We start from the raw sequence: 18,646 nt of genomic DNA, 5'->3' as shown, positions 1-18,646 counted from the left end.
GAGAGAGTATATAGATTTTCTGCTGTAGTTATTGTAAAGAGTAGAGAAATTATGAAAAAAGAAATTATAAATATCTTCTTCACAAGTTCTCCTTATTTTTTATAATATATTATTTTAAAATATTTAAAATAGTATCTTCCTGAATTTTATCACTATCATACTTTACAATTATAATATTTTCTGTATCATTTATATACCATTCATCTATATCTTCTATTGTATCTAAGTTATGTGTATTTTTCATGTACTCATCAGTCAATGGAATATAAGATAATTTTTTCTTTTCTGGGTTTGGCATAGTTAAAATTAATATAATCCATAAAATACAGATTAGTGCAATTACAATTACAAGTGTTAATAGTGATACTTTTTCAAAGAACATACCTCCAAGTAAACCCCCAATAAATGTACCTAAGTAACCAAAAGAGTTAAATATTCCTAGTACTAAACCTCTTTGATGAACTTTCGCAAATTTTGATGCTAGTGATTGCATGATTGGTTCATGCATATTAAACCCAATAAAGAAAATAACTACACCAATAACAAAAAAAGTAGAACTTGTACTTGTTCCAATGATTAAATATGAGACTGCAAAAAACACAATTCCAAGTGCAAGAATTTCTTTAAATTTTCCTTTTTTTTCTGCAATTATTGCAGCAGGTGCCATAGTAATAAAACCAAAAATCATTGCAGGTAAATATACTTGCCAAAGGTCACTTAATTCCCATTGGAAGTTTTTGATTAAAACCATTGGAATAATCATAAAAGCAAAAGTCATTAATCCTTTTTGTAAAAAGTTGGTGATATTCATTTTTAATAGATTCGAGTTACCTAGTATTTGACTTAATTTAGCTTTTCCATTATATGTATGTCTAATTTTTGGAGGGTTTGGAACAGTTTTAAGTAAAAGAACAATTGAACCTAATGCAAGTACTGCTGTTAGATAGAATAATGTCTCAACACCTGCATAAGAACCCAATGTTGGACCAATTAACATCGAAGCTGCAAATGAGATACCTATAAACATACCCATAGTAGCCATAGCTTTTGGTCTTTGTTCTTCTTTTACTAAGTCACTAATCATTGCTGTTACAACTGCACCAATAGCTCCTGCCCCTTGAAGAAATCTACCTACCATCAACATTAATATGTCATCTGATATAGCACAGAAAATAGAACCAATTGCAAAAAGTAAAAGACCAGTGATTATAGTTCCTTTTCGTCCTAGTTTATCACTAATTACTCCAAAAGGTACTTGAAAAATCATTTGAGTTAATGCGTATCCTCCAATTACAACTCCTACAAGTGTTGTTGTTGCTCCATGTAGGTTTATTGCATAAACAGATAAAACTGGAAGAACTAAAAAAAGACCAAAGAATCGTAAAGCAATAATTGCACTAAGAGGTAAAATAGATTTAATCATATATAATCCCATAATTGTTAAAATAGAGCAAGATTATATATTAATAAAATTAATAACACGTTAAAGGAAAAGTTCATGAAAATAGTTTTAGCCTCAGGAAATAAAGGTAAAATTGCAGAATTTAAAAAACTAATGCCAAATGACGATGTAGTAGCTTTTAAAGAGCTAATTGGAGAGTTTGAAGTTGAAGAAGATAGAGATACTTTTCAAGGAAATGCAGTAAAAAAAGCAGAAGAAATTTATGCAAAAATAGAAGTTCAAAATCCAGATGAAAATATATTAGTAATTTCAGATGATAGTGGAATAACTGTTCCTAAAATAAATAATGAACCAGGAGTATATTCTGCAAGATATGCAGGAGAAAATGCAAATGATAAAGAAAATAATACAAAATTAATATCTAAATTAAAAGAGAATGATTTAAAACAAACGCCTGCTTATTATACAGCTTGTATAGCTATTGTATATAAAAACCAAACATATACAGTTCATGGATGGATGCATGGAGATGTGATTGATAAAGAAATAGGAGAGGGTGGTTTTGGATATGACCCTATGTTTATTCCTAATGGTTTTGATAAAACTTTAGGTGAGTTACCACATGAAATAAAAAAAGAGTTTTCTCACAGAAGTAAAGCATTGAAATTAGCTAAAAAAGTATTAGATGTTATTTTATAAGAATTTTTTTATGCACAGAGATATTATGAAGTTTTGATTTTATATATAAATTGGCTTCATAATTTTTATCTTTTTTTGTAATATCTGCCAAAATATTAAAGTGATTATCTTGTATTTCTATTTTTTTTATAGTCTTTAAATCTTTTTGTTTAGTAATATATTCTTCTAAAAAGGCTAGATGATTTTTTGCTTGAATATAAGAGTATTGTTTTTGTATATTAATTGAGTTCATGCTTTTTGTTTCAAATATACTTACAATTAAAATTGAAAATATAAAAATTAGTATAAGAGTAGAAAAAAGAGTAAATGCTTTTTTTTTCATAGTTTAAATTTCCATATTTGAGATATTTTATCTTCTAATGTAATATCAACTTGTAGAATATTAGATGTTTTTTTCATCTTAAAAGAGCTTACGTTCTTTAATAAAATACTATCTTTTAGGAATAATATTTTATTTTCATATTTAAGTGATGAGATAATAGAAGGTAAATTTCTTTCTATAATTATTTTTGTAGAGTTTAAATCAATTTTTAATATCGCAATTTCTTGGTTATACGTTTGTGTTTCGTATAATTCTTTTGTAAAAATAAACGTATAAGTTATAACAATAGAACTAATAAAAAGGACTATTATCAATTCCAATAATGAAAAAGCTTTTTTACAATTTATATTTGATAAGTTTGATTTTTTCATTTTCGTATTTATATATTTTTATAGGAATTGTTTTTTCTTCACTGTCATTTATAATAATTTTTATATTTTTAGAAAGTATTGAGAAGTTTTCATCGTAAGTTTCAATATTAAATGAATTTTCTATTTCATTTAATAACATAAATTCTTTATCAAAATTATCATAGTAGGCATATTTGTTAAAACCTACTATGACAACTAGTAATAAAATAATACTTATTAGTGTTTCAAATAGTGTGAAACTATTTTTGTCCAAGTTCGCATGCTTTATCATATGCAGTTGAAACAGCATTAATCATTGAAGCTCTAACTGCACCATTTTCTAATTCACTCATACCAGCAGCAGTAGTTCCTCCTGGACTCATAACAGAATCTTTTATAATTGCAGGGTGATTTCCATCTAATAATTCTGAAAAACCTTCAAATAGGCCTTGAACAAGCTCATTACTTATACTTCTTTCAAGTCCTGCATTAACTGCTCCATCACTTAAGCTTTCTGCAACTAGGGCTAAAAATGCAGGTCCACTTCCAGCAACGGCAGTTGCTATATCAAGTTGTTTCTCTGTATTTACCCAAATTGTTTTACCAATTGAATTAAAAAGTTCAAGAGCTAAATTTTTTGCTTCTTTATCTCCTGTAATAGTAGTAGTAGATTTAGAAACAGAAGCTGCCACATTTGGCATTGTTCTAATATAATATTTTGCTTTTACCTGTTTTTTTAAACTATCAAGTGTTGTTCCTGCTAAAATAGAAAATAAAATATTTGCTTCACCTTGTAGTCTTACAGATACGCTTTGTAAGGCGTAAGGTTTTACACAAAATATGATATTTTTATCAGATATATCTTCAACATCAGACATAGTACTAATAGATATTTCAGGTATTTTTTCTTGAATTTTTTTTAGTTTACTTGCATCTCTTCCTATTATCTCTACTTCAAAATTTGCCACAAGACCTCTGGCCAATGCTTGTGCCATAAATCCATTTCCTATTAGTGTTAATTTCATTGTATACCTTCTAAAAAATTATTTGAAATATTATAACAAATTATTTATAATAGTAAAAATAATAGTAAAAAAAGTAAGAAAATAGCAAGGATAGATAGGATAGAATACTTACTTTATGAAAAAGGATTATTTATATGTTTAATATTTTAAAGTTTAGAAATCTTATTTTAATAATTGGATTAGGATTATTTTTAACGGCTTGTTCTCAAAAATCTGAAAGATCACAAGAGTATGATAAGCCAGCTTTATATTGGTATAACAAAATGATTAGTGAAATCTCTACAGGTTATTTGGATGATGCAGATGACACTTATACTTCACTTGAAAGTGAACATAGAAACTCACCATTAGTTCCTACTGCTTTACTTGTTTTAGCAAATGGACATATGGATGAAGAAGAGTATGAATTAGCAAACTTTTATTTAGATGAATATGTTAAAAGATTTGCTTTAAGTAAGAATATTGATTATGTAAGATATTTAAAAATTAAAGCTAACTTCTTAGGGTTTTCAAATGAGTTAAGAGATCAACAACTTATTGAAGATACTATTCAAGAAATTGAAGAATTTAAAAGTACTTTTTCAAGATCGCCTTACATGCCTTTAGTAAATACAATGAGTGCTAGACTTTTTATGGCAAAAGCTTCTTTAGATAAAGAAATTGCTGACTTGTATAATAGATTAGATAAGCCAAAAGCCTCTAAGTTTTACGATGATAAAGTAAAAGAATCATGGGTTAAACCCGATGAAATAGAACCTGTTGAGGTTCCTTTTTACAGACGTCCATTTGAAAAAGGCCTATTTTTTTAAAAAATAAAATATATTTTTAGGAGTTAATATTTATGGAATTAGAGAATTATGATTCTTTTCCTCAAGAAATACCATTAGTAATCGAGGATGATGTATTTTTATATCCTTTTATGATTGCACCACTTTTTTTAAGTAATGAAGAGAATATAAAAGCAGTTGAACACGCAATTGAAGAAAATAAATTAGTTATAGTAAGCGTTAGTAAAGTAGGATTTGAAGGAAAAAGAGAAACTGATAGTTTTTATAACGTTGGAGTTATAGGAAATATCATGAGAAAAGTATCTTTACCAGATGGTAAAATAAAAGTACTTTTTCAAGGTTTAGCAAAAGGTAGAATAGAAAGCTTTGATGCTGAAAAACCTATTTTTGCACAAGTTGATAAATTAGAAGATGAAGAGTATACACAAGAAAGTGTTGATTCAATAATTAATGTTTTAAGAGAACAAGTAAAAAAACTTTCAAGAATTAATTCTAAGTTTCCTGCTGATTTAATTAAAACTATTGAAGAAAATGATGATGCTACTAGAATTGCTGATTTAATTTCATCTGTATTAAGAGTGAAAAAAGAAGAAGCTTTTGTACTCTTTGCTCAAACAAATATTGAAAAAAGATTATTAGAAATAATAGAAACTATTAAAAGAGAAATAGAGAGTTTTAAAATTCAAAAAGAGATTACTCAAAAAGTAAATTCTAAAATTGAGAAAACTCATAAAGATTACTTCTTAAAAGAGCAAATAAAAGCTATTCAAAAAGAGCTTGGTGGAGATAATCAAAAAGATGTTGAAATCAAAGCTTATAAGAAAAAGCTTAAAAAAATTAAAAAAGATATGCCAGCAGATGGATATAAAGAGACTAAAAAGCAAATTGATAAATTATCAAGAATGCATCAAGACTCTCCGGATAGCGCACTTCTACAAACTTACATTGAAAACGTACTTGATGTACCATTTGGAAAATATTCGGATGAAAAAATTTCAGTTAAGAATGTTGAAGATCAGTTAAATGATGACCATTATTCTTTAGATAAACCAAAAGAGAGAATTTCAGAGTATTTTGCAGTTAAAGAGATGCTTGAAGAAAGAAAAATTGAAAATACGCGCTCACGTGGAACAGTTTTATGTTTTGTGGGACCTCCTGGTGTTGGTAAAACATCATTAGCAAACTCAATTTCACAAGCTTTAAAAAGACCACTTGTAAGAATTGCTCTTGGTGGTATGGAAGATGTGAATGAACTAAGAGGTCATAGAAGAACATATGTTGGAGCGATGCCTGGACGAATTGTAAAAGGTTTAGTTGATGCTAAACAAATGAATCCAGTAATTGTACTTGATGAAATTGATAAGTTAGGTGCAAATCACAGAGGTGACCCAACTGCTGTAATGCTTGAAGTTTTAGACCCTGAACAAAATCATGAATTTAGAGATTTATATTTAAATTTTGCAATTGATTTATCTCAGTGTATTTTTGTAGCTACTGCAAATGATGCAAGGAGAATTCCTCCTGCACTTAGAGATAGAATGGAATTTATTGAAATGTCTTCATATACTCCAAATGAGAAGTATCATATTGCAAAAGATTATTTAATCCCTCAAGAGCTTCAAAAGCATGGATTAAAAAGAAGTGAAATTACATTATCTAAAGTTACTATTGAAACTATTATTTCTAAATATACTAGAGAAGCAGGTGTTAGAAATCTTAGACGTGTATTTGCAAAATTATTTAGAAAAGCAGTTAAGAAACTTCTTAAAAATAGAGATTTAAAGAAAGTATCGATTAATACAAATAATATAAAAGAATTTTTAGATAACCCAATTTTTGAAATTGATCCAGCAGATAAGAAAAACTCTATTGGTGTTACAAATGGTTTAGCTTGGACAGCTGTTGGTGGTGATGTTTTAAAAATTGAAGCAGTTAAGCTAAGAGGAAAAGGACTTATTTCAGTAACTGGAAACTTAGGTGATGTTATGAAAGAGTCTTCTAAAATTTCTTATTCTGTGGTGAAATTATTAATTGATAATAAAAAATTAAAAATTGATAAAGAGATTATTCCTAAGACTGCAAAAGAGGAAGAAGAAAAAATTAAAGTTGATGCAAGTGAGATTTACAAAAGATATGACATTCATTTACATATTCCAGAAGGTGCAACTCCAAAAGATGGGCCAAGTGCTGGTATAACGATGGCTGTTACAATTGCTTCAATTTTAAGTGAAAAAGAGGTTCGTTCTGATGTTGCGATGACAGGAGAACTTACACTTACAGGAAAAGTATTACCAATTGGTGGATTAAAAGAGAAGCTAATTGCTGCATATAAAGCAAAAATGAAACTTGCATTAATCCCTAGAAAGAATTTCCAAAGAGATTTAGAAGATATTCCTTGTGAAGTTAAAGAAGCTATGGAAATTAAGGCTGTTGATGTAATAGAAGATGTTCTAAAAGAAGCTTTAGTTTAATTAAAAAACTAAATTATGAAAAGAGGAGCAAGAGATAGTCAAGTTATAAATAACTTTTTTACTCTTGCTACTATTATTATGATTACAGTTGTAATCGTTCTATATTCCAAATATATAGTAAAAGATGAAGACCAAAAAAATCCCCAAAAAGAAAATATTCAATTAGAATGTGAACAGCAAAATTATACTTATTCAAAAGTTTTTAATCAAAAACTTTTGAATAAGTCTATAAAAGCTCTAAATAAAGGTTATTATAAACTCGAAGGTTCATATTTAAAAGCAGAGTTCATGCCTTCAAGTATACAAGAAGTAGTTTCTTTAGCTGAAATGAATAAGTTTTTTATTGATGCAATAGGAACTAATCCTAAAGAAGATATAGAAAAATATTTAAAAATAAAATATGAATTAATTGAAAATGATAAAAAAAATCCTAATAAAAAAAATGAAGAATGTACGCTAAACTCAGGTTCAGTTATGACATCTTTTAGAATTAACTCAAAAGAGATATTTAGGGTGTATACTGATTTTCAATTTATGTATAAAAATGCAATAAAACAAAGAGTGGATTGCTCTATAAAGGTATTTAAAAATAATGTTCAAAAGTAAAGATTTTACGCTTACAAATATTACAATAGTTCTTACAGTTATTATGTATTTATTACAAACAAATATAAATTATGGAAGTCTTTATATGGGACTTAATATGTATTTTGTTGAAGGTGGATTTTTTTGGCAACCATTAAGTTCAATGTTTGCACATGGTGGATTAGGGCATCTTGGTATGAATATGTTTGTTCTTTACCAATTTGGAAATCCGATTGAAAAAATATTTGGGAAAAAAGGCTTTTTAATAGTTTATTTATTTGGTGGATTATTAACTTCTATTTTAAGCTTTGCATATATTTATTTTTTAGATAATCAAGTTAATTTAGTTGGTGCTTCAGGTGCAATTTGTGTACTTTTAGGATTTTATGCATATTTTGATAGATATCAACGAAAAGGTATAATTACTTGGGTATTAATAATCTCCGTAGCACCTTTATTAATAGGACTTCCTATTGCTTGGTATGCACACTTTATTGGATTAGGTGTTGGTTTGTTATTAGGTATTCTAAAAAAATAGATACTTTTAATTATTTACAAAGTAGGTTACTATAGACATAAAAAATAGGACACCTGCAATTCCAATAAATATCTCTTTGAGCTTTACTGTTGGATTTAATGTTCCACAGTAAGGACATTGTCTTATTTTTGATTCAATTTCTGCTTTGCACATTCTACATGGTTCTAAACTAATAATAAATCCTTTAAAAAATAAAATAATATCACTAACAAACTATAAATCAACTTTATCAAAAAATATACTTTTTCTTAAATATGACTGAATTACTGCACTTATAAAGTTATTTTTCATTTATTTTTCATTTTTATCAGTTATTCTTAGGATAAATAATATGTAAATAGTAAGGAAAAATTATGATAAATAATTTATCGATAAAGTTCAAATTGATAGGATCTTTTTTATTAATAGCTTTGTTAGTAGCTGGATTAGCTGGTTATAGTAATTATGGAGTATCGAAATCATCAAAAGGCTTTACAAATTATAGAGAAATGGCTAGAGATAGTGTTCTTGCTGGTAGAGTACAAGCAAATATGTTAATGGTACGTATGAATGTTAAAGATTATTTAAATAATCCAGTACAAAAAGAGATAGATGAATTTAATCATTATTATAAAAAAACAGATGATTTTATGAAAGAGGCATTAAAAGAGATTCAAAAACCAAGTAGAAAACCATATGTTAAAAAAATGGCAGAAGATTTGATTATTTATAAAGAATCATTTTTTAAAGTTATAGAAGATATGAATAAAAGAAATGATATTGTTAACAAGAATTTAGACATAAATGGAAAGAAAATTGAACAACTTTTAACTGCTGTTATGACTAGTGCAGACAATGATGGGGATAAAGAGGCAGCTTTAGCTACTGCAAAAGGTATAAGAACACTTCTTTTAGCTAGATTATATACCGCAAAATATCTTAAGTCTAATGCACATAAGGATGCAACTAGGGCTAATAAAGAGTTTGCAGTATTAGAAAAACAATTAGATTATATTCAAAGTGAAATTCAAAATCCTCTTAGAAAAAAGCAGTTACAAGAATCTATTTCTTTAATTTCAATATATATAAAAGGTGTTCATGATATTGTTAAAATAATAGAACAAAGAAATGATATTGTTCAAAATAAACTTAATAAAATTGGGCCTGAAATTGCAAAGTTATCTGAAGATATTAAATTATCGATAAAAAAAGACCAAGATACTATTGGTCCAGCAGTTGCAGAACAAAATGAAAATATAATGAAAATATCTTTAATTATTGCTAGTATAGTTTTTATTTTAGTAATCTTATGTGCAATTATCATCCCAAGACAAATTGCAGCAAAAATTAAGATTTTTCAAGACGGATTGCTAGGTTTCTTTAAATTTTTAAATAAAGAAACTAATATTGCAAACCCAATTGCAATTGATAGTAACGATGAAATTGGTATTATGGCAAAAATAGTAAATGATAATATCTCTAAAACAAAAGAGCTTATTAAAGATGATGAGTTAATGATTAATGATGTAAAAAGAGTAGTAGATTTAGTAAATCAAGGAAAGATTCGTCAAACAATAAATCTTTCAACTAGTAATGAAAGTTTAGAAGAGTTAAAACAAATCTTTAATCAAATGTTAGATACTATTAGTAATAATGTAGACGATGATATAAATACAATTGAATTTGCATTAGAAAAATTCCAGAAATTAGATTTTAGTTATAGATTATCTAATCCAACAGGAAAAACTGCAAAAGGTTTAAATGTACTAGCAGAAATAATTAATGATATGTTAATTGAAAATAAAACGAATGGATTAACATTAGATAGAAGTAGTGATATATTACTTGAGAATGTTGATATATTAAATAAAAACTCAAATGAAGCTGCAGCTTCTTTAGAAGAGACATCTGCGGCAGTTGAAGAAATGACAGGAAATGTTTCTCAAAATACTCAAAATGTAGTTAAGATGGCTGATTTTGCCAATCAATTAAATAAATCAGCACAAGCTGGTCAATCTTTAGCTTCGGAAACAACGGTAGCTATGGATGAAATTAATAGTCAAGTAACTGCAATTAATGAAGCTATTACTATTATTGACCAGATTGCTTTTCAAACAAATATCTTAAGTCTAAATGCAGCAGTTGAAGCTGCAACAGCAGGTGAAGCAGGGAAAGGTTTTGCAGTTGTTGCACAAGAAGTAAGAAACTTAGCTTCACGAAGTGCTGAAGCGGCAAATGAAATTAAAAGTTTAGTTGAAAATGCAAATATAAAAGCAAATGATGGTAAAGAAATTGCAGATAAAATGATTCATGGTTATGCAGGATTGACAGATAATATTGATAAAACAATAGAGTTGATTTCAAATGTTGAAAATGCAACAAAAGAACAATTACAAGGAATTGAACAAATAAATGATGCGGTAGCTTCTTTAGATCAAAAAACTCAACAAAATGCTAGTATTGCTTCTCAAACTCATACTGTTGCAGTTGAAACTGATACTATTGCAAAACTGATTGTTTCTGATGCAAATGAGAAAGAATTTATTGGTAAAGATACTATTTCAATTAAAGAAGATACTTCAAAACAAGTAATTGAAAATAATAGAAATATAAAGCAAGAAAACTCAAAACCTAAAGAAAAAGTAATAGAAAAACCAAAAGTTATTGAAGCAAATTCATCGGCTGATGATAATGATTGGGAGAGTTTTTAAAATATATGATATAGAAAAATTTAATTTTTCCCTCTAGTTTATAATTACATATTGTAATTTAATTGCAATATGTAATTTTTATGATAAAATAGATTTATGTTTTTACATTTGGATTTAGATTGTTTTTTTATATCTGCTCATAGAACTATTGATAAAAGTTTAAAAAATATTCCTGCTGCTGTTGGAGGACGAAGTAACTTAAATATTTTTTCAACTAAAAAAGAGGTTCGAAAAATAAGTGAAAATAGTGGTGCTTTTGTAAGTACTATTTTAACTAATGAAGGTGAAAAAAGTTTTAAAGAGTATTTTGTTGATGAAAATGGAAAAATAAGAGGAATAATCACAACTTCCTCATATGAAGCAAGAGCTTTTGGCGTTAAAACTGCAATGAGTGTAAATGAAGCTTTAAAACTTTGTCCTCATCTTAAAATGGTTCCTCCTAATTATCCTTTATATCATGAACTATCACAAAAACTTTTAAAACTTTTAGAACATGAAATTCCATTAGTTGAACAATTTTCAATTGATGAATTTTTTGGAGATTTAAGAGGATATATACAAGAAGAAGATGTTGTAAATTTTGCATATACTTTAAAAAAAAAGATAGAAAAAGAGTTTAATCTTCCTATTTCTATAGGTATAGCACATTCAAAATATTTAGCAAAACTAATAACAGAATATGCAAAACCAGACGGTGTTAAGTATATAAAAAAAGAGCATATGGCTAATTTCATAAAAGATATTCCTATAAAAGAATTTCCTGGAATAGGTAAAGGATATCAGACTCGTTTAAAAGGTTATGGAATTAAAACCTTAGGAGATATTGCAAATAAAAAGGAACTTTTTTATTCTTGGAAAAAACCAGGAATAGATCTTTATAATAAAGTTTGTGGAATTAATGATAATACACTTTCTCTTTCAAAAGATAAGAAGTCCATTGGAATAGGAAGAAGTTTTGACCCTATTTATGATAGAGATGAACTGAAAAGAAGGATTATTATTTTAAGTAGATATTTGTGTTTTTTAGTAAAAAAAGCAAATGTAAATCCTCTTACTTATGCAATTAAAATTAAATATGAATATAGAATAAAATCAAAAAACTATATAAATGTAAATAGAATATTCAATGAAGAAGATTTCAAGTTTAATATGAAGAAGTTGTTTATTCAAAATGATATACATTCTACACATGGCATAATACAACTAAATCTAACAGTATCAAATTTTTCAAAGCCAAAAGAGTTTACTTATAATTTATTTGAGTATGAAAGTGATATAAAAAAAAGAAAACTTACAAATCAGATACAAAAATTAAGATCAAAATTTGGTATTGATATTATAAAAAGTGCTTCTGAACTTGAAGAGAAAAATAATTAACTAATCCATGTTATAATATTATATAACAAAAATAAATTATTGGAATAGTAAATGAATATAAAAAATAGAATAAAAGAAAATTCAAGTAAATTGATAAATATTGCTTCTGAGAATGTTACTAAAGCTTTTGATTATCCTGCTATTAAAAGTAAAGAATTAAAAGATGGAATTAAAAATAAAATTCGTGAAAAAGCAATTTTAAGTACAAAAGCTAGACTGGCAGAACATCATAAGAGTTTTGATGATTATACAGATGAAGAATTAGAAATAATTATTGCAGATGAAGAAACAAAAATTAAAGATGACCTAAAAACTAAATCTCTTGTAGGAGCATTAGCAATACTAGGTTTAGACTTTTTAATATAAAAGGTAAAGAATGTTTAAACAAGTAAAATCTGCACTCTTTTGGTACTATTTATACAAGTTTAGAAGAAAAGTTATACTTATATCTTTTTTACTTCTTGTTGCATTATTTGCTAATGCAATTTATGATGATATTATTCAGTATTTAACCTTAAAAGATAAGTTAGAATATCTAGAAATAGCAATAATAATAAAATGGTCAATAATAATTTTTAACATTTTATTCTCAATATTACTTATATTAAGGGTTTTTAAGTCTACAGAAAGTAAAAAAATAAATGAGAAAGAGATTAAAAAAGCCAAAAATAATGATATAATAAAAAATGATGAAAAAAAATCTTCTAAATTTACAAAAAGAGAAGAAGAATTTTTAAAAAAAGACTTATTAAAAAACAAAGCTGATATTTTAGTAGAAAGATAATAAATAATGACTCAAGATTCTAGCCAATTAAATACAATCATTAAAGAACAAAAAAAAGTAATAGATAAATTAGAAAAACACTATTTATCTATTTTTGAACATTCTAAAGTAGGGATTGTTTATTTAAATACTAATGGAAGTTTTATTGAGGTAAATAAGAGCTTTTGTGAGATGTTAGGCTATTCAGAAAATGAGCTTTTAAATCTTTCTTTTAAAGATATAACACATAAGAATGATTTAGAAAAAGATTTAATTATCTATGAAGAGTCTCAAAAAGATGGAACAGATAGTTTTACTTTAGAAAAAAGATATATTAGAAAAAATGGTGTTATTCTTTGGGCAGATATATTTGTAAATCATATTCGTGATGAGCAGGGTAAGTGGATATCTTCAGTAGTAATTATAAATAATATAACTGAAAGAAAAAAGATTCAAGATACAATCTTGGAGCAAACAAAAACGATGCAATTATATCTTGATTTAGTAGATGTTATGATTGTTGCTTTAAATAATCAAGGAAATATTACTTTAGTAAATAGAAAAACATGTGAAGTATTAGGATATGGAGAAGAATCAATTTTAGGAAAGAATTGGTTTAATAATTTTGTTTGTGAATATGATAGGGAAAATGCAATAGATTTATATCTTAAAACAATTAATCAAGAATCAAATATTGTAGAAAAATTACAATATTATATTGTATGTAAAAATGGCGAAAGAAGAATGATTCTATGGAGACGAGCTTATGTCTATAATGATGAAAGAGACATATCTGGGCTAATTTCTTCTGGTGAAGATATAACAGAGATGATTAAACTAGAAGAAGAAAATAAAAAAAGTGAACAAGCTTTAATTAATCAATCAAAAATGGCATCTATGGGTGAAATGCTTAGAAATATTGCACATCAATGGAGACAACCTTTAAGTACAATCTCAACAGCAGCATCAGGAATAAAGATTCAGAAAGAATTAGGTGTTTTAGATGACAAAGAGTTTGATACAACAATGGATGCTATTGTAGATACAACACAATATTTATCTCAAACAATTAATGATTTTCAAAACTTCTTTAAAATGGATAGTAGTATTCGTGAATTCTCTTCTAAGGATTTAGTTGAAAATATAAAGAGTTTAATTTCTTCAAGTTATAAATCAAATGATATTGAGTTGATAATAGAAGAAAGTGAGAATTTTCTTTTTAAAGCTTTATATAATGAGTTTATTCAAGTAATTATAAATATTTTAAATAATGCAAAAGATGCTTTTGAACATAGTACACTAAAAGATCGTGTTGTAATTTTATCTTCAGTTTTGGAAGATAATTGTTATACTCTTTATATCAAAGACAATGCAGGTGGTATTCCAGAAGATATAATAAATAGAATATTTGAACCGTATTTCACTACTAAACACCAATCTTTGGGAACAGGAATTGGTTTATATATGACTAAAGATATTATTGAAAATCATCTAGATGGAACAATAATCGCTTATAATGAAAAAGTAGAATATAAAGATACTTTACGTACAGGTGCAGTATTTAAATTAACAATACCAAATGTAAAATAAATAAGTTCTATTAAAGAAGTAGATTTATAATAGTTCTACTTCTTTAGGATCATTTTTCATATGAAGTGTTTGTGTAGGATATGCAAATTCACAATTGTTTTTTTCTACTAATTCATGTATTTTAATTAAAACATCTTCTTTTATAGTTAACCAGTTTTCCCAACCAGGACTTCTTGAGAAACAGTAAACTAAAATATTAATTGAACTTGCATCATATTCATCTATAAAAACTAAAAGAGTTCTTTTTACTCCATATAAATCTTCTTTTTTAATAGCTTCAAATTTTCTAGTTTTATCAAGTGGTTCACTTTTATTAGTGGCTATTTGTGGATGATTACTAAGCATTTCATAAATATCATTTTTTAAGTTAATAATATCACTCATAGAACTTTCGTAAGTAATCCCAAGTTTCATTTTAATTCTTCTACCAATTCTTCTTTTTGAATAGTTTTTAATATTTGTATTAGCAAGTTCTGAGTTTGGAACAGTAATCATTGCATTATCAAATGTTCTAATTCTTGTTGTTCTCATTCTTATATCAACAACAGTTCCTTCTACTCCACCTGTTTTTATCCAATCTCCTTGAGTAAAAGAATTATCAGCCATGATACTTAAAGAACCAAAGAAGTTTGTAAGAGTATCTTTAGATGCTAAGGCAATGGCAATACCCCCAACTCCAAGTGAAGCAGCTATTGCTTTTATATCAATACCTAATTGTGCAAATAGAAAAAGAATTACTAATAAAATAAGAATAATTTTAATAATCCTTAATACAAATACAATCATTTCTCTTCTAACATTTGGATATTTAACAACTAAATGTTGAGCATAGTTTGATATACTATTTGTAAGAAGTGAGTATATTGCCCATGTAAATAATCCCATATAAAGAGTATTTATCCAAGGAACAATATTATTTATAGTTTCCGTATCTTTTACTAAAATATATAATGATATTTTAATAGCCAAAATATAAAGAGCCAAAATCAATGGTCTCTCTATAGATTTTTTAATATAATAATGGACACTCTCTTTTTCTTCTAAAGAATCAATTTTTTTTGTAAGTAGTATATTAATAAAAACACTTAATAGGGTAATTATTCTTGTATTTAAAAGCCTAAAGAATACAACAATTAAAAGTACAACTATAATTTCACCTACTGAAAACTTTAGGTTATAACTTGTAAATTCTGAAATTGAAGAAATCCAAGATTGACTATCAATAAGTTTAATAAATGATTGAAGATTGAATTTATCAATAAAAAAGTTAGTTTTTCTATATAGATTGATATTATCAAGCAAGTAGTTAAGCGTGAACAACTGTTGGCTATTTTGATTTGTCAGTCTTAAATAGTTTTGTACAAATTCTTTTGAAATTTTATTATCTTTTGTTAATTCATCTTCATAAAATTCTTTATATTTAAAAGATTTATCTTTTTCTAAAAGTTCTATATTATTCGATATTATATTTACAAAAAAATCTTTATCTTTAAGGGACCTTTTTGCATAAATTATATCTATTAATGTATTTTGAAATACACGTTTTTCTTCTAACAAAAGAACTTTTATCTCATCTCTTTTTACTGCCGAGAAATTACCTTGTCTTTTGTTAATATTAATTCTACTAAGTAAGTAATTTGTTTTTTGCTCATAGTCTTTATCTTCGTATTCTTCATTTAAATATTTTTCATTATTTATATCTTTTATCACTTCTTGTGCAATTAGTTGTTGTTCTTTTAAATGATCATCGATACTTTTTTGTGTTGTATCTTCTTTTATCACTTCTTGTGAAAAAAGGAATAAAGGGATAAATAGTATGAAAAAAAGTTTTTTAAAAAAAAAGTTACCCATAAAATCTCCATATTAATAAATTTAAAGAGTTATTATATGTAATCTTTACTTATTAGTTGTTTTATGATAACAGTTCTCAATATTAGTAAACTTTAAGTTTTCTAATGATAGTATACTGATATTCATTATCATAAAGGAATCAAAAATGTCAATTTTAATAATTGGTGGAGATAAAATAGAAACTATAAAAGGAATACTTGCTGAGCTTGGTGAGTTTTCAATTACACATTGGGATACTAGAAAGAAATCTAGTTCATGTAAAAAGGATATACCTTTAAATACTGATTATGTATTAATGTTAACAGATTTTCTAAATCATAATGCAATGTATAAATATAGAAAAGAAGCAAAAAAGAAAAATATACCTTTAATTTGTTCAAAAAGAAGTGCGAGTTCAGTTTATTGTGAAGTATGTAAATTTTTAAAAATGAATAGTTGTAAGGATTAAATAATGAGTGAAATTTTAGTAAATGAAATTGGTAGGTTTAATAACTATAAGTATGAACCTATGACAAATAGGATAGTGAATTTAAAAGGTATTACAAATGCCGACCTAGACGAATTTTTGGCAATAGCACATATCTTAGATTCTAATTATATTAAATATAAGTTTACGACTAATATTGATATTAGAATTCTTGGAAAAAAATAGAAAGGTTTATTATGTCAGATATAACAATTAAAAAAGAGATTAGAGGTGTTATTAGGAATTCTGGATTTAGAGCAAATCCAAAAATGGTTTGCTCTATAGTAAAAATTATGAATATGAAATATTCTCATATTGATAATAAAAAAGTTGCTTCAATTGCAAATGAAATAATAAATGAGCAAGTTGTATGAATAAAATAGGATTTAATAAAAATATAGAATCTCTTCCTTCTTTTGATAAATTTCAATCTATAGTTAATCAAAGAGTAATGTTTCTAAAGTTTTTTAATCAAGAAGTATCATGTAAATTAAAATTTTCGAAAGAAGAATTTAAAGCGTGTAGAAAACAAAGTTTATTTAATATTTTTATAAAAAAAATATATTCTCATCTTTTATATACAGATAATAGTACGAATTCTTTTAAATTAGATATTGAAAAAAGTATAAAAATAAATAAATTTTTAAAAAAAACTAATAAAGAAAATGATTTTAAATTTAAAAATTTTTCTTTTTCAAATAAGAATAGGGTAGATATAAATATTGCAGTTAGTCTAATAGATATTCTTGAAGAATCTGGTTGTTCTTTATATTTAGATGGAAATAAAATTTTCAAGAATTTTGTATCAAATAAAATCATTAAAAATAATGAAAGTAAAAAAATAGATGTTAACAGTGATTCAATTGATATTGTCTCTGAAGAAAATTCATTTAGAACTAAAATTTTTACATTTTGGGAATTTATAAATTCAAAAAGTCTTCAAATAGATGAACATATACAAAAAGCAATAAGTTGTATAAATAGTAGTGATTTTAAGCAAATTTATTTAGTTTATCCAAAAAATGAGAACTTTGATAAACATATAAGAATTCGTACAGAAGGAATTACCTGTAGTGAATATGAAATAAAATTAATTCCGTATTCATTACGTTCAACATTAAGATAAAAAAGGAATAAAATGAAAGCAATATTTTATGCAAGTAGTACTGGAAATACAGAAGAAGTAGCAGGTAAAATTAATGAAAAGTTAGATGGTTTTGAACTTATTGATATAGCAAATGATGGAGTAGATAAAATGAATGAATGTGAAAGTATAATTGTTGGTGTATCTACTTGGGGAGAAGGTGACTTACAAGATGATTGGGAAGATTGTCTAGCAGATGTTCAAGCAATAGATTTTTCAAATAAAACAGTAGCTCTTTTTGGTTTAGGGGATCAAGATGGATACCCCGATGAATTTGTTGATGCTTTAGGAATAATGCATGAAGAAATTTCTTCAAAAGGTGCAAATATTATTGGACATACTTCAACTGATGGATATGAATATGATGAATCAAAAGCAGAAGTAGATGGCAATTTTATAGGATTAGTAATTGATGAAGATAATCAATCTGAACTTACAGATGAAAGAATAGATAATTGGTGTACAACAATAAAAAATCAAATCTAGTTATAATACTGATAACAGTTATTGATATTATTAAATATTAAGTTTAGAAAAGATACAATACTGAATACAAGTTTACTACTAATATTAGAATTTTAGAAA

At 26.1% G+C, this 18,646-nt stretch carries 22 protein-coding genes; 15 read left to right on the top strand and 7 right to left on the bottom strand.

Features of this window, described 5'->3' with window-relative positions; genetic code table 11:
* Window positions 1-109: 109 nt before the first annotated feature.
* The gene (locus BT997_RS09075; RefSeq protein WP_072681399.1) at window positions 110-1,423 is read right to left on the bottom strand and encodes an MFS transporter; all 1,314 of its coding nucleotides are present in this window, start codon (window positions 1,421-1,423) and stop codon (window positions 110-112) included.
* A 75-nt stretch (window positions 1,424-1,498) separates the two neighbouring features.
* Here BT997_RS09075 and BT997_RS09070 point away from each other — a divergent pair, with 75 nt between their 5' ends.
* A complete protein-coding gene (locus BT997_RS09070; RefSeq protein ID WP_072681397.1) occupies window positions 1,499-2,101 on the top strand; it encodes a non-canonical purine NTP pyrophosphatase in 603 nt (200 codons plus the stop codon).
* On the opposite strand, the gene BT997_RS09065 is transcribed toward BT997_RS09070, so the two are convergent.
* The 4 genes from BT997_RS09065 to BT997_RS09050 are packed head-to-tail and all read right to left on the bottom strand — an operon-like array spanning window position 2,091 to window position 3,798.
* The gene (locus BT997_RS09065; protein ID WP_072681395.1) at window positions 2,091-2,423 is read right to left on the bottom strand and encodes a hypothetical protein; all 333 of its coding nucleotides are present in this window, start codon (window positions 2,421-2,423) and stop codon (window positions 2,091-2,093) included. The genes BT997_RS09070 and BT997_RS09065 overlap by 11 nt on opposite strands.
* Window positions 2,420-2,794: a prepilin-type N-terminal cleavage/methylation domain-containing protein gene (locus BT997_RS09060; RefSeq protein WP_072681393.1), complete on the bottom strand. Its 375-nt coding sequence runs from the start codon at window positions 2,792-2,794 to the stop codon at window positions 2,420-2,422. Before BT997_RS09060 ends, BT997_RS09065 begins: the two co-directional genes overlap by 4 nt.
* Window positions 2,760-3,047 (bottom strand): hypothetical protein, encoded by a 288-nt coding sequence (locus BT997_RS09055; protein WP_072681391.1) that lies wholly within the window; start codon window positions 3,045-3,047, stop codon window positions 2,760-2,762. Before BT997_RS09055 ends, BT997_RS09060 begins: the two co-directional genes overlap by 35 nt.
* Window positions 3,034-3,798: a pyrroline-5-carboxylate reductase gene (locus tag BT997_RS09050; protein WP_072681389.1), complete on the bottom strand. Its 765-nt coding sequence runs from the start codon at window positions 3,796-3,798 to the stop codon at window positions 3,034-3,036. Before BT997_RS09050 ends, BT997_RS09055 begins: the two co-directional genes overlap by 14 nt.
* A gap of 134 nt (window positions 3,799-3,932) precedes the next feature.
* Between BT997_RS09050 and BT997_RS09045 the strand changes: the two genes are divergently transcribed.
* Genes BT997_RS09045 through BT997_RS09030 form a run of 4 tightly spaced genes read left to right on the top strand, consistent with a single transcriptional unit; the run spans window position 3,933 to window position 8,180 of the window.
* Window positions 3,933-4,607, top strand: coding sequence for an outer membrane protein assembly factor BamD (locus BT997_RS09045; protein WP_072681387.1), 675 nt, complete (start codon window positions 3,933-3,935; stop codon window positions 4,605-4,607).
* Window positions 4,608-4,639: 32 nt separating this feature from the next.
* Complete coding sequence (lon, locus tag BT997_RS09040; protein WP_072681385.1) at window positions 4,640-7,057, top strand: endopeptidase La; 2,418 nt, start codon at window positions 4,640-4,642, stop codon at window positions 7,055-7,057.
* A gap of 15 nt (window positions 7,058-7,072) precedes the next feature.
* The gene (locus BT997_RS09035; protein WP_072681383.1) at window positions 7,073-7,663 is read left to right on the top strand and encodes a hypothetical protein; all 591 of its coding nucleotides are present in this window, start codon (window positions 7,073-7,075) and stop codon (window positions 7,661-7,663) included.
* Entirely contained in the window at window positions 7,650-8,180 is a 531-nt protein-coding gene (locus BT997_RS09030) for a rhomboid family intramembrane serine protease (protein ID WP_072681381.1), read from the top strand. Before BT997_RS09035 ends, BT997_RS09030 begins: the two co-directional genes overlap by 14 nt.
* Window positions 8,181-8,186: 6 nt before the next feature.
* Here the strand turns inward: BT997_RS09030 and BT997_RS15565 are convergent, their stop codons facing one another.
* Window positions 8,187-8,333, bottom strand: coding sequence for a hypothetical protein (locus tag BT997_RS15565; RefSeq protein WP_174247224.1), 147 nt, complete (start codon window positions 8,331-8,333; stop codon window positions 8,187-8,189).
* A 200-nt stretch (window positions 8,334-8,533) separates the two neighbouring features.
* On the opposite strand from BT997_RS15565, the gene BT997_RS09025 reads away from it, so the two are divergent.
* From BT997_RS09025 to BT997_RS09005, 5 genes are all read left to right on the top strand, one after another.
* Entirely contained in the window at window positions 8,534-10,870 is a 2,337-nt protein-coding gene (locus BT997_RS09025) for a methyl-accepting chemotaxis protein (protein ID WP_072681379.1), read from the top strand.
* A 96-nt stretch (window positions 10,871-10,966) separates the two neighbouring features.
* Window positions 10,967-12,247 (top strand): DNA polymerase IV, encoded by a 1,281-nt coding sequence (locus BT997_RS09020; RefSeq protein WP_072681377.1) that lies wholly within the window; start codon window positions 10,967-10,969, stop codon window positions 12,245-12,247.
* 51 nt (window positions 12,248-12,298) lie between these two features.
* A complete protein-coding gene (locus BT997_RS09015; RefSeq protein ID WP_072681376.1) occupies window positions 12,299-12,613 on the top strand; it encodes a hypothetical protein in 315 nt (104 codons plus the stop codon).
* A 10-nt stretch (window positions 12,614-12,623) separates the two neighbouring features.
* Complete coding sequence (locus tag BT997_RS09010) at window positions 12,624-13,031, top strand: hypothetical protein (RefSeq protein WP_072681374.1); 408 nt, start codon at window positions 12,624-12,626, stop codon at window positions 13,029-13,031.
* A 6-nt stretch (window positions 13,032-13,037) separates the two neighbouring features.
* A complete protein-coding gene (locus BT997_RS09005) occupies window positions 13,038-14,600 on the top strand; it encodes a sensor histidine kinase (protein WP_072681372.1) in 1,563 nt (520 codons plus the stop codon).
* 24 nt (window positions 14,601-14,624) lie between these two features.
* Here BT997_RS09005 and BT997_RS09000 read toward each other — a convergent pair whose 3' ends face one another.
* On the bottom strand, window positions 14,625-16,451 hold the full coding sequence (locus BT997_RS09000) for a mechanosensitive ion channel family protein (protein ID WP_072681370.1): 1,827 nt from the start codon (window positions 16,449-16,451) through the stop codon (window positions 14,625-14,627).
* 145 nt (window positions 16,452-16,596) lie between these two features.
* Here BT997_RS09000 and BT997_RS08995 point away from each other — a divergent pair, with 145 nt between their 5' ends.
* The 5 genes from BT997_RS08995 to BT997_RS08980 are packed head-to-tail and all read left to right on the top strand — an operon-like array spanning window position 16,597 to window position 18,547.
* Entirely contained in the window at window positions 16,597-16,899 is a 303-nt protein-coding gene (locus BT997_RS08995) for a DUF2325 domain-containing protein (protein ID WP_072681367.1), read from the top strand.
* Window positions 16,900-16,902: 3 nt separating this feature from the next.
* On the top strand, window positions 16,903-17,103 hold the full coding sequence (locus tag BT997_RS08990) for a hypothetical protein (RefSeq protein ID WP_072681365.1): 201 nt from the start codon (window positions 16,903-16,905) through the stop codon (window positions 17,101-17,103).
* A gap of 11 nt (window positions 17,104-17,114) precedes the next feature.
* A complete protein-coding gene (locus tag BT997_RS15560; protein ID WP_174247223.1) occupies window positions 17,115-17,291 on the top strand; it encodes a hypothetical protein in 177 nt (58 codons plus the stop codon).
* Window positions 17,288-18,043 carry a hypothetical protein gene (locus tag BT997_RS08985; protein WP_072681362.1) on the top strand — a complete coding sequence of 252 codons (756 nt, stop codon included), beginning with the start codon at window positions 17,288-17,290 and terminating at the stop codon, window positions 18,041-18,043. The genes BT997_RS15560 and BT997_RS08985 overlap by 4 nt, the downstream gene beginning before the upstream one ends.
* A 12-nt stretch (window positions 18,044-18,055) precedes the next feature.
* Window positions 18,056-18,547, top strand: a complete 492-nt coding sequence (locus BT997_RS08980; RefSeq protein WP_072681360.1) for a flavodoxin — start codon at window positions 18,056-18,058, stop codon at window positions 18,545-18,547.
* The last annotated feature ends 99 nt before the right edge of the window (window positions 18,548-18,646 follow it).

The sequence above is a fragment of the Arcobacter sp. LA11 genome (genome assembly GCF_001895145.1).
Lineage (GTDB): Bacteria > Campylobacterota > Campylobacteria > Campylobacterales > Arcobacteraceae > Halarcobacter.
This window is presented reverse-complemented; position numbering and strand designations above follow the sequence as displayed.

Coding starts and splice junctions, on each gene's coding strand:
- BT997_RS09060 (WP_072681393.1), bottom strand. CDS start 2,794: ATGAAAAAATCAAACTTATCAAATATAAATTGTAAAAAAGCTTTTTCA.
- BT997_RS09050 (WP_072681389.1), bottom strand. CDS start 3,798: ATGAAATTAACACTAATAGGAAATGGATTTATGGCACAAGCATTGGCC.
- BT997_RS09030 (WP_072681381.1), top strand. CDS start 7,650: ATGTTCAAAAGTAAAGATTTTACGCTTACAAATATTACAATAGTTCTT.
- BT997_RS08995 (WP_072681367.1), top strand. CDS start 16,597: ATGTCAATTTTAATAATTGGTGGAGATAAAATAGAAACTATAAAAGGA.
- BT997_RS08985 (WP_072681362.1), top strand. CDS start 17,288: ATGAATAAAATAGGATTTAATAAAAATATAGAATCTCTTCCTTCTTTT.
- BT997_RS09035 (WP_072681383.1), top strand. CDS start 7,073: ATGAAAAGAGGAGCAAGAGATAGTCAAGTTATAAATAACTTTTTTACT.
- BT997_RS09010 (WP_072681374.1), top strand. CDS start 12,624: ATGTTTAAACAAGTAAAATCTGCACTCTTTTGGTACTATTTATACAAG.
- BT997_RS09075 (WP_072681399.1), bottom strand. CDS start 1,423: ATGATTAAATCTATTTTACCTCTTAGTGCAATTATTGCTTTACGATTC.
- BT997_RS09025 (WP_072681379.1), top strand. CDS start 8,534: ATGATAAATAATTTATCGATAAAGTTCAAATTGATAGGATCTTTTTTA.
- lon (WP_072681385.1), top strand. CDS start 4,640: ATGGAATTAGAGAATTATGATTCTTTTCCTCAAGAAATACCATTAGTA.
- BT997_RS09005 (WP_072681372.1), top strand. CDS start 13,038: ATGACTCAAGATTCTAGCCAATTAAATACAATCATTAAAGAACAAAAA.
- BT997_RS15565 (WP_174247224.1), bottom strand. CDS start 8,333: ATGTGCAAAGCAGAAATTGAATCAAAAATAAGACAATGTCCTTACTGT.
- BT997_RS09070 (WP_072681397.1), top strand. CDS start 1,499: ATGAAAATAGTTTTAGCCTCAGGAAATAAAGGTAAAATTGCAGAATTT.
- BT997_RS09000 (WP_072681370.1), bottom strand. CDS start 16,451: ATGGGTAACTTTTTTTTTAAAAAACTTTTTTTCATACTATTTATCCCT.
- BT997_RS09045 (WP_072681387.1), top strand. CDS start 3,933: ATGTTTAATATTTTAAAGTTTAGAAATCTTATTTTAATAATTGGATTA.
- BT997_RS15560 (WP_174247223.1), top strand. CDS start 17,115: ATGTCAGATATAACAATTAAAAAAGAGATTAGAGGTGTTATTAGGAAT.
- BT997_RS09015 (WP_072681376.1), top strand. CDS start 12,299: ATGAATATAAAAAATAGAATAAAAGAAAATTCAAGTAAATTGATAAAT.
- BT997_RS09065 (WP_072681395.1), bottom strand. CDS start 2,423: ATGAAAAAAAAAGCATTTACTCTTTTTTCTACTCTTATACTAATTTTT.
- BT997_RS08990 (WP_072681365.1), top strand. CDS start 16,903: ATGAGTGAAATTTTAGTAAATGAAATTGGTAGGTTTAATAACTATAAG.
- BT997_RS09020 (WP_072681377.1), top strand. CDS start 10,967: ATGTTTTTACATTTGGATTTAGATTGTTTTTTTATATCTGCTCATAGA.
- BT997_RS08980 (WP_072681360.1), top strand. CDS start 18,056: ATGAAAGCAATATTTTATGCAAGTAGTACTGGAAATACAGAAGAAGTA.